The sequence below is a fragment of the Phormidium sp. CCY1219 genome (genome assembly GCF_055795085.1).
Window position 1 is genome coordinate 17,363 of the sequence record NZ_JAYFEQ010000708.1, and the last position, 9,976, is coordinate 27,338.

Genomic DNA, 9,976 nt, shown 5'->3' on the forward strand with positions numbered 1-9,976 from the left:
CAGTCGCCGGGGTTGTCTCAATTCTTAATTCTCTGGGTTAGGGGGCGCGCATCGGCTCCCCGCTGTGGTTGTTTATCCTTCTTCTTGCAGAACTTCTTGTAAAAAGGGTGCCAGTTCTTTGGTTAAGCGACCGGCACGCACTAATTCGGCGTAGGTGTCTGCTTCAATGGCGAGCAGTTCTTCTTTGAATTGTTCCCGGGCAAAGTCTTGCAAGTCGGGTTCTTCGATTCGCAATTGTTTGAGTTGTTTTTCGACTTCTTCGAGTTGTCCTTTGACTAAGGCGATTTGATAGCGGTAAAACTCTGGATCGATGTCGGGGGGCAGGTTTTCCGCGTCTAAACGCTCGAGGACTCGTTCGAGGGCCGTGCGACGGGCGATCGCTTCTACATATTGCTGTCGCAAGGTCTGCTCTCCCAGTAAATTTAACCGCTTCAGCAGGGGTTTGGTGGTGAGTCCTTGCACTAGCAGGGTGAATAACACTACGCCAAATACGGTGGCGATGATTTCTTCGCGCGCTTCCAGTACGATGGGCACGGAGAGCGCCAAGGCGATGGAGACGGATCCTCGCAAGCCCCCCCACCACAGCACGGTTTGTTCGCGCAGGCTTAAATCGGATTTGGTGATTAAATTGCTCACTGCGCCGAGGCTGTAAATAGATAGGGCGCGGGTCCCGAGTACGGCGACAATGGTAATCGCGATCGACCCGAGATTGTCTGCCAAACTGGCAAACTCGATTTGGTCGCCAATCAGCAAAAAAACGATGGAATTGACGAAAAAGGCTAAAAATTCCCAAAATTCGGTGACGATTAACCGCGTGCGCGGGTTCATGCCAATTCTGGAGCCAAAGTTTCCTAAAATTACCCCCGCCGTCACTACGCCAATTACCCCGGAACCCCCCAGTTCTTCGGTAATTAAATAGGTGCCATAGGCGGAAACCAGGGTCAGGGATTGCTCGACTAAGGGCAAGTCGAAGCGTTGGGTGAGGTAGGAAATTCCAAACCCAATCAGACTCCCCACCCCCACGCCAATCCCTACAAAGGCAAAAAATTGCGCCAAACTGGTTCGCACTTCGAATTGTTCGGTGCCTAATGCCAATCCGACTAATAAGCTAAATGCCACGACCGCTACGCCGTCGTTGCACAAGCTTTCCCCTTCCATGAGGGTGGAAAGCCGTTTGTCTACCCCCAATTCCCGAAATAGGGCAATCACGGATACCGGATCTGTGGCGGAAAGACTCGCCCCCAACAGCAGGGCGGTGGTTAGGGAAATCCCGGCAAATTGATTCAGCGCTAAGGCGATACCAACCACGGAAATCAACACCCCGACAATGGCGTAGAAACTGACGGGGACTAAATCTCGCTTCAGGTTTTTCCACCGCAGATTCCAGGCGGCTTCAAACAGCAGAGGAGGCAAAAAGATTGACAAAATGAGTTCCGGGGAGAGGTTGACCAGACGCACGTCTACAAATGCCAACCCTAAACCGACGATCACCAGTAGCAGGGTGTAGGGAATCTGCCTCACCCAACTAAATACTTGGGGAAGCGTCGCTACACTTAGGGAGACGGTAAGCACGAGGAGAAAGCGCTCTAGGTTTTCCTGTATTAGCGCTTCTCCTCCAACGGTTTCTAATGTCATATTGAGAACTCTCAGTGGATATCCGATAATGACTTCTGACTCTTGCGGTGTGGGGTGGGTTGACCTACCACAACCAACTTGCATCAGTCCTCATTAGTTTTAGTCTGTCGTCCCATGTTAAGCAAGTTCTCGGTTGCTGTGGGTTCTGTGGGGGAAGGATGTTGCAGATTGACAATTTAGTTTGCGGGGAAGTGGCGATCGCATTTGCCCATCTGCACCTCCCAGCCATTGGGCGGTTTGTTCTCAATCAACACCGGGATTCAATAACCTGTTTAAGCGAATCTCAATTCCGTTGCATAAAACCCTAATTCGGATGAATTCCTAACCCTCTAAATTATGGGCATAACCCAAAATAAATCAATATAAATTCTGCCTTTACCGAGGGAGTGGCTTTCGCTTTTGTCGGGTTTTTTTAAAAATACCGTTTGCAAAATTGAAGATTGAAAAATATAGTAAAAATATGAGAAAATAGAAAACACCATTCTCCCAATTCTGGGAAAAATCAACGGTGTATCGAATACAAATCAGGAGAAACTATGTCGGAGACGATAATTTTTTGGCATCGGCGAGATTTACGGCTGAGCGATAACGTGGGATTGGCAAAGGCGCGGCAGAAAACGGCGCACCTGGTGGGGGTGTTTTGCCTGGATCCGAATATTCTCGATCGCGATGATGTGGCACCGGCAAGAGTAAAATACATGCTGGGTTGCTTGCGGGAATTGCAGGAAAGTTATGCCCAGGCGGGGAGTCAATTGTTAATTTTAAATGACGAACCGAGTCAGGCGATCGCGACATTGGCGAGGGCGCTACAGGCAAAAGCAGTGTATTGGAACCTGGATGTAGAACCCTATTCCCAGCAGCGGGATAAAACAGTGTGCGACGCCCTGGAAGAAAGCGGCATTGAAGTGCAAACCTTTTGGGATCGATTGTTGCACGAACCGGCAGAAATTCGCACCGGCAGTGGTACGCCCTACTCCGTTTATACTCCATTTTGGAAAAACTGGAATCGCCACCAGAAAGCGGAACCAAAGCCTCGGGTAAAAGATATGATACCTTTGAGCGAAGAACAACAGCAAGCGGCAGTAGAAAGCGGCGCGATCGCCCTTCCCACCCTTGACGAGTTGGGATTTTCTTGGGACAATGAGCTATTGCTCGAACCGGGCGAAACAGCGGCGCGGGAGAAACTGGAGGAATTTTGCGATCGCGCCATTTACGAGTACGACGAATTGCGAAACTTCCCCGCTGTTGACGGCACCTCTGGATTAAGTGCTGCCCTCAAATTTGGCGCAGTGGGCATTCGCCGCGTCTGGGCGCAAACCTGCACGGCTTGGGAACAATGCCGCAGCGACGAAACGCGCAAATCCGTGCAAACCTGGCGGCAAGAATTGGCATGGCGGGAATTCTACCAACATGCTTTGTATCACTATCCGGCACTTGCCGAAGGGCCTTACCGCGACTTGTGGAAAGACTTTCCCTGGGAAAACAACCAAGAACATTTCCAAGCGTGGTGTGAAGGGCGCACCGGCTATCCAATTGTAGATGCTGCCATGCGCCAGCTCAACCAAACGGGATGGATGCACAACCGATGTCGGATGATTGTCGCCAGTTTTCTCACTAAAGATTTAATTATCAATTGGCAGTGGGGAGAAAAATACTTTATGCAGAAACTGTATGACGGCGATTTAGCGGCGAATAATGGCGGATGGCAGTGGAGTGCCTCCAGCGGCATGGATCCGAAACCCTTGCGAATTTTCAACCCCACCACCCAAGGGCAAAAGTTCGATCCGGAGGGGGAATACATTCGCCAATGGGTGCCAGAATTGCGATCGCTGGATACGGAGGTGTTAATGTCGGGAAAAATTCCGCCCAGCGATCGGCAACAGTGCGAATATCCTGCCCCGATTGTAGACCACAAACAGCAACAGCGCAGATTTAAAGCACTGTATCAGCAGCAAAAGAACCTCTCGTGAGGGGATGGGTGGGCGAAGGCTCACCCATCCCGGATCTCGGGGCGTTTTAAAACATCATCTCCGGTCCAGTGTCGGTGAAACGCGGGCGATTAAAACTTCGCCTTGGCTTCTCATGGTTCGCCGATGCGGAATAATTCTTTTTAAAACTATTCCTGTCGGCTATTTTGATTGGCAATCCACCGGAGAAAATCCCACATATTATCCGGGGATTTTTTCCGGTCACATTCTACTACATCTATGCAAGCAGGTGCGGCATTCACTGTAGTTCTGTTGCCCTTTGGAGCCATGACGTTTCCAACAAGTCCACTTCAGCTCAAGCGGTAGGGGTTCAATTTATTTTGGCCAAAGTTTCTGAAAACTATCCGAGTTAGATTGAGATTGTTATTCCTCGTGCAAAAAGTTGAGAAAATTTGTACACTCTTGAGAATCGTCCGGAAACATTGTTAGCAATTCCATGAAATTTTTAGTAGGAATTGCCCTTCTCTTCTGCTTACCATTTTCCATTGTTGTATTCACGCGCACCACTGGATACATCCGATGCCACAGTCGCCCAATTTGATTGATACTTCCCGTAACTGATGTTTGCTTAATCGTTTGCGTTTGTTGTCGGAGATAGCGGTCAAATTTTTGATAAGGTTTGTGCAACCATTGCACTGCTTTACAGTCTTCTCGACCTTGAGAGAATCTTCCCCAGACTTGCACGTTGTCTGGATGCCATGCTTCGCGCCAGTCTGTCGGGCTATCGGGAGTCGGTGTGATGCCGCAAATTTTTATCCAGTCCGATGCGGTTGTTCTGATATGGTTTAAAAACGGGGCAACGTGGTCGAGTTTGCGAACTTTGTTTTCGTTAATCAACGAGCTTTTGTCCCACTGCCAGTGACAGCGAATCAAGGGTTTTGTTTCATTTTGTTCGTAGTATTCCTTATTAAACAAGCGATGGTCGGCGCGTCGCCAGGATTTACCAAAACCTCCGAGAAGCATAGCAAATCGCATCAGCAACCGCATCAGTGTTAGGAGGATGTTTTGTTGGGATTCGGGCAGCGATCGCCTCAGTAACCATTGTAATTTTCCCGCTACCTCATAGGTTGGTTCGTCTGTAGTATTATTCACATGAACCGTATCGTTAGGAACCGTAATGCCCGATTGCCTCATAACATCAACTAAGGCATCCCAGGTTGCTTTCCAGTATTGGGATTTATCGGGTTCTCTGACTTGCAAGCGCAGGTGTTCTCCCCAAAATCGTTCCAATCCGTAAGCAACGGATTCGCGCATTTTAAAGGATTGATTGAGAGATTTGCGATCGCGCAGTCGGGCATCGAGAACTAGCTGTTGTGCCACTTGGTCTAAACTATAAGATGTCCACGCCATTATTGTTTTTCCTCCTGGGGTTGGGCTAAACTATCACCAACTAACGTCACATTACAACGACCGAAACCAATCGATTCGAGTCCGCCAAAATACAATTCTTGAGAATAGGGCTGAGAATTTCGTGTGCCAAAGGGTTGCCATCCGGTTTCTTTCAGGGCAACGGGAAACACTAAAATGCTGCCGACGGGTAACGCTTCGGTATTAAAAAATGCCCCGCGTTCCGTATCCACTTTTTTCATATTGTCGAGTAATTTTACTCGACTTTGACGATATAAAGCCATATCGTGAATGTTGGCAATATCTCGGTCATCTACAACTACTAAAGATTTCGTGGATAAATTTGTCCCGGCTGGAATCCAGGGAGAAAGGTCAACTTGATGGTCGATTTCGAGGAAACCTAAATTAAAGAACAACACCTTTTTTTGCGTACCGGGAACCTGACGACCTTCTAGGTCGGGGGAGGCGGTATAAGGGTCGGGAACGGGTGTGGAAATTCCGGCCATGTGCTTGTATCGTTTCAGGAGGAGGGGGGATGTCACCCAGACGATGGGTTGTCCCGGATAAAACACGGGCAACCACAGTAAAGAAGCGTATTCAAATTTAACGCGCGCTTCGGTGGTTCCGCCATCTTCGCGACCTTCTACCGCTTCATGTCCGTACTAATAACCTACGTTGCCGTTACTGTTATGATTGCGGCGCATATCTGCCCGAAATCGTCCCCGAATCGAACTGCCCGGAATAATGCCAGTTTGGGTGAATTGGTCGCGAAAAATGAGGTTGAGGTTGCCCGTTTCCTCACCGGCAGATGCGCCCACGTGAAGGGGGGCGAGGGTTTCGATAATGCCGTAAGCTTGATGATACATTCAGGTTCTCCTATTGTTGCGATAATTGATGAGAAATTGCCCCGTTCAGGGGCAAAGATAATCCGCATCCCCAGCGTTTGAACGAATATCCTTCGGTAGGAAACCACTTCCTGGGCCACTGTTGCCAGGTTTTATCTAGCGGACGGTCTACAATGTAGACTGTGCCGGCGGAAACGGCATACCGCCCTCGCGATAGCAGTTTCGGTTGATTCGGTTGCTGGTTTTCGCGATCGCCTAATCGAAATCGAATCGGGTGGGAACGCTGGGTTAGCATCGATTTCATGCCCGATTCGCTGTCATACCACACGCTTTGCCACTGGTTCCCGAGTTTAACCTTCGGTTCGCGATAGGAAAGGCGGTTGGAACCCCACACCGCTGGTGTAATTAGGGCAAAACTGCGTTGCAAGGGTTGTTCGAGTAAGAGTCTCGCCGGTTTGGCGATCGCCTCACATCGAATCGCCACCATATGTGCTTCCCCCCCAAACCGATACCAACCCGCCGGGATTTCTTCGGTGGATAAATACACCAAACAAGTCTCCGGATTCAGTTGTACCGCATTTTCGAGAAACAAACTGCCTTGATTGTCGGCGGCGTCTGTTTTTACGTGACGTTCGTCTTCTCTCAGGCGGGGATGCAAGTGAGGTAAAAATTTCCAAGGATTACCTTTGACTTCCGGTTGTTCTAAGCTATTTTCTTCCAGTTTTTCCCAATCTTCTATCCCCATCCAAGTCCCAGTTTGAAATTTATCATTGGGCGGTTTTTCTCCGGATGGTTGCAACCATTTATTTCCCTGCCAAGTTAGCACATATTTAATTTTATTGTCTTTGACCAAACAATTAAACGGGGTGGGGACGTAAAAGTTTTGGACGTTTTTCTCCTCCGCCCAAAATGGCCCTGCCAGTTTCAGATTGTAGAGTTTCTTTTTCTCCGCTTCGGTTTGCCATTCGGCGGCAAAAATGCCGGATAAAGTGGCAGCAGAAGGCGGAAAGCTGGTTCCCGATCGCCCTACTAAGTTTTCAGGAGAGAGGAATCTTCCCGCACTTCCGTAGAGGAATCCGAGGGGTTCGATAATAATCAGGTATCGGAACATAAATGAAAACCTACTTTTGCCAGATTGATTATCCAGTCGTTGAGGGCGGTATTGACTGCTTTCTCGTTCAGGTTGCCGGTTTCGTGGTATTTTTCTGGTTCGCCTAAAATTCCCGCTTTATCGTCAGCATTCCACCAGTTATCCCGGTTTAAGATATCTTTTTGACTGGGAAAATAAATTTCAGCGATCGCCTCGGCAATGTGGATTTGGTTATCGGTGAAAGCATAACGGGATTGTAAACTAGCGATATCTTGGTAAATGTGCGCCCAGTTTTTGGGTTGGTTGTTGCGATCGCGATAGGCGGATAAAATATCCAAAAATCGCCAGGGGCACACCCATTCCAGGTGATTGCCACTGTTGAATAATACCCGCATCGCAAGGCGATCGCGTCCGCAACTTTTCGCCGACCTTTCTGCTTCCCGACAGTGTTGCAACACATCGCGCTGGGGAACATTGGGCGCGGCCCAGACAAACCCAACACTGACGCTAATTTTATCGGCATAGCCGTGTTTTTTCCACAGTTCGGGTAGATTGGAAAACCACTGCAAACACTCGCTAGCGGTGAGGTCTCCCGGGGTGGCACTTTGGAACAAAACCCCCATAAAATCATCGCCACCGGCATAGACAATCCGACCGAGTTGGCTTTTTTTCATATAAGGTTTGAGTTCATCTTCCCCCCAGTTCATTAACGCCGAGCTAAACTTTTTCAGTTCTTCTCGTTCGATATCTTCTCCTTTTTCTGATAGTTCTTGCAGGAATTTACCCATGCGATCGCCATCCCCTTGGAACCATCCCGTCCACCGTTTTTCCTCATGGCGGTTTACTTCGCGAAACGGTTTTTCGGGAATTTCAATATCTGTCGCTGCCAATGCTGCTTGGATAAAAGTGTCTGACATTTCGATGCGCGGACGTTCGATTTCAAATTGAATCGATTCCGCGATCGCCTCTACGGTTATCAAACGTTTAATCAGTTCGGGAATACTTAACTGTTCCCGAGGCGTAATTATCGCCTCACCGATTTTTTTGGCTACATTCACCCGCTTCTTTCCGGTTAGAGTATCGAATCTAGGAATGCGTTCGATATAGGTTTCACCCAGTTCTTGACTCAAGGCAGCATAAAATTCCTCGATTTCTTGTTTTTCAGTTTGCGCCTCTGGGTTTTGGGGATGAATTAAACCCAACTTCGGCCATGCGATCGCATCGGTTCCGGAAAGGGTCGAACTTTCGCCTTTCCAATTAATCCCCACCCAATCCCGAGGACGTTTGACATCATTGAGAGATTCTCGCGCTGCGGTAATCGTATCGCCGATGGCCCAGAAAAATTCCCAGGCGTGGTGACTCCAATCTTTCCACTCGCGCTTCCAACAATAGTTACGGTTGGGTAAGGTTTTCTCGATCCATTGGCGGCAGGTTTCTACCACCGTGTGCCATACTTGGTTAAAGGTGGCGCGGGCATCTGCTTCGGGAAACACGCCCTGGATAATAATCTGATTCGGCGTCCCCTGGGTCACGTTAATGATGGCAGGGGAAATCACCTTCCACCCTTGCTGTTGCGCCGCGTTGCAGAGAACGCGGGAAAGGTACGATAGCAGAAACGAACTCCCATACAAGTCGCGCAACTTGCGGGACTTTTCGATAAACCCTTGCACCGGTGCAAAGGTAATTGCAGTATAGCTCGATTCGGTCATGGCATCGGCATCTCGGCGGTCTATGTGGCCATTGTAATCGCTACTGGAAAGCTGAGCTTCCAAAACCTAGCTACCATTTTAGGGTATAAACCCATTAATTTATCGAAATCGTTATGAAACCTAACAAACCGCAACCTAAGTTAGCATTCCGGTTAAGAAAGGTAACAACCCGGGGTCTCGCGGTCATGCAAAAAGGGATCCGAGGGACCGGGCAAGTGACAATCCAGGTGAAAGATGCGATCGCCCGAACGGTAAAATCGGTCCGCAAGAAATCCGCAGATATCGCCCGTGGTTGCTGGAATGCGATCGCTGCCTTTTGGTCGAGTCTGCAACTAGGGCACATTTTCCGCCGATTGGGATTGCCGTTTTGGGGAGGAGTCGGACTGGCGATCGCGGGTTGGATGATAGATAATCTCGTCAAATTGAGCGAATTGGCAATCCGCTATGTCCTGGGGACGACTCCGACTCCCACTCCCAAAGAGTTTTTAGTGCATACCCTGATGATTGGTTTGGGTTTGGGATTCACCTTGTTTATTAGTTTGGGGTATAAATTCCGCCGTCCCCTCATGCAAGGGGTATTTGTCAGCGATAAATTAACTCAACCCGATGGCAAAAAAGGGTTGATTTTGCTGGTTAGCAATCCGAATAGTGCCATGTTTGCTATTGAATATCACTACATAACTAAGCGCTGTTTATAAATTGTGTGCTTAAGTCCGTCCGATGACAGTCAAATCAACCAATTCGGTGGCAGTTCTCAGAATAAAGCAGAGGAGATTAAAAGGCGTTGTGAAGACTTACAACACAATGCGATCGCTAACCCACTTAATTTACCGCCTTTACAGGTACAAATTATCAAAGGCGTGTCCCCCGCTGACGCCCAAGAAACTTTCGATGCCGTCAACCAAATTTATCGCAAAAGTCAATATGGTGCGGATGAAATTGTTGCCGATTTTACCGGGGTAACTAAACCGATGACAGTCGGAATGATTATGGCCGGTCTCAAACGCGATCGCGTTTTGGAATATGTTTCCTACAACCCTGCAATTAAAAAATCTTTTGGGCCTTATGTGATTGATTATCAACATAGTGCCTTTGATTTGATTGGGTAATTGGGGATATTGTACATTTTTTGATGTTGCATTAACCCGATAACCCGGCGTGGGTTTAAACCCACGCCTCATAGCTAAAGCCGGTTATAAACCGGCTGCAAATCTTATCGTCAAAGCATTGTTTTTAATAACCCGGCGTGGTTTTAAACCCACGCCTCATAGCTAAAGCCGGTTATAAACCGGCTGCAAATCTTATCGTCAAAGCATTGTTTTTAGTGGGGTGTTGCAACTACAGTTAATCCCGATACAATTC

The 9,976-nt window shown here is 48.5% G+C and carries 9 protein-coding genes; 3 read left to right on the forward strand and 6 right to left on the reverse strand.

Translation table 11 applies throughout. The features are described 5' to 3' along the window. Window positions 1–72: 72 nt before the first annotated feature. Window positions 73–1,635 (reverse strand): cation:proton antiporter, encoded by a 1,563-nt coding sequence (locus tag AC0QH1_RS20945; RefSeq protein ID WP_324633267.1) that lies wholly within the window; start codon window positions 1,633–1,635, stop codon window positions 73–75. A gap of 536 nt (window positions 1,636–2,171) precedes the next feature. On the opposite strand from AC0QH1_RS20945, the gene AC0QH1_RS20950 reads away from it, so the two are divergent. Next, on the forward strand, window positions 2,172–3,605 hold the full coding sequence (locus AC0QH1_RS20950; RefSeq protein ID WP_324633259.1) for an FAD-binding domain-containing protein: 1,434 nt from the start codon (window positions 2,172–2,174) through the stop codon (window positions 3,603–3,605). A 381-nt stretch (window positions 3,606–3,986) separates the two neighbouring features. On the opposite strand, the gene AC0QH1_RS20955 is transcribed toward AC0QH1_RS20950, so the two are convergent. The 5 genes from AC0QH1_RS20955 to AC0QH1_RS20975 form a co-directional block, all read right to left on the reverse strand. After that, window positions 3,987–4,973, reverse strand: a complete 987-nt coding sequence (locus tag AC0QH1_RS20955) for a hypothetical protein (protein WP_324633260.1) — start codon at window positions 4,971–4,973, stop codon at window positions 3,987–3,989. Continuing rightward, complete coding sequence (locus AC0QH1_RS20960; protein ID WP_324633261.1) at window positions 4,973–5,542, reverse strand: hypothetical protein; 570 nt, start codon at window positions 5,540–5,542, stop codon at window positions 4,973–4,975. The genes AC0QH1_RS20955 and AC0QH1_RS20960 overlap by 1 nt, the downstream gene beginning before the upstream one ends. 90 nt (window positions 5,543–5,632) lie before the next feature. Beyond that, the gene (locus AC0QH1_RS20965) at window positions 5,633–5,836 is read right to left on the reverse strand and encodes an RAMP superfamily CRISPR-associated protein (RefSeq protein ID WP_324633262.1); all 204 of its coding nucleotides are present in this window, start codon (window positions 5,834–5,836) and stop codon (window positions 5,633–5,635) included. A 10-nt stretch (window positions 5,837–5,846) separates the two neighbouring features. Next, window positions 5,847–6,926, reverse strand: coding sequence for a type III-B CRISPR module-associated Cmr3 family protein (locus tag AC0QH1_RS20970; protein ID WP_324633263.1), 1,080 nt, complete (start codon window positions 6,924–6,926; stop codon window positions 5,847–5,849). Next, a complete protein-coding gene (locus AC0QH1_RS20975) occupies window positions 6,911–8,677 on the reverse strand; it encodes a Cas10/Cmr2 second palm domain-containing protein (RefSeq protein WP_324633264.1) in 1,767 nt (588 codons plus the stop codon). The genes AC0QH1_RS20970 and AC0QH1_RS20975 overlap by 16 nt, the downstream gene beginning before the upstream one ends. A 122-nt stretch (window positions 8,678–8,799) precedes the next feature. On the opposite strand from AC0QH1_RS20975, the gene AC0QH1_RS20980 reads away from it, so the two are divergent. Both AC0QH1_RS20980 and AC0QH1_RS20985 read left to right on the forward strand, forming a co-directional pair. Beyond that, entirely contained in the window at window positions 8,800–9,312 is a 513-nt protein-coding gene (locus AC0QH1_RS20980; protein ID WP_324633265.1) for a hypothetical protein, read from the forward strand. Window positions 9,313–9,315: 3 nt separating this feature from the next. Then, window positions 9,316–9,723, forward strand: coding sequence for a hypothetical protein (locus AC0QH1_RS20985; RefSeq protein WP_324633266.1), 408 nt, complete (start codon window positions 9,316–9,318; stop codon window positions 9,721–9,723). Window positions 9,724–9,976: the final 253 nt, after the last annotated feature.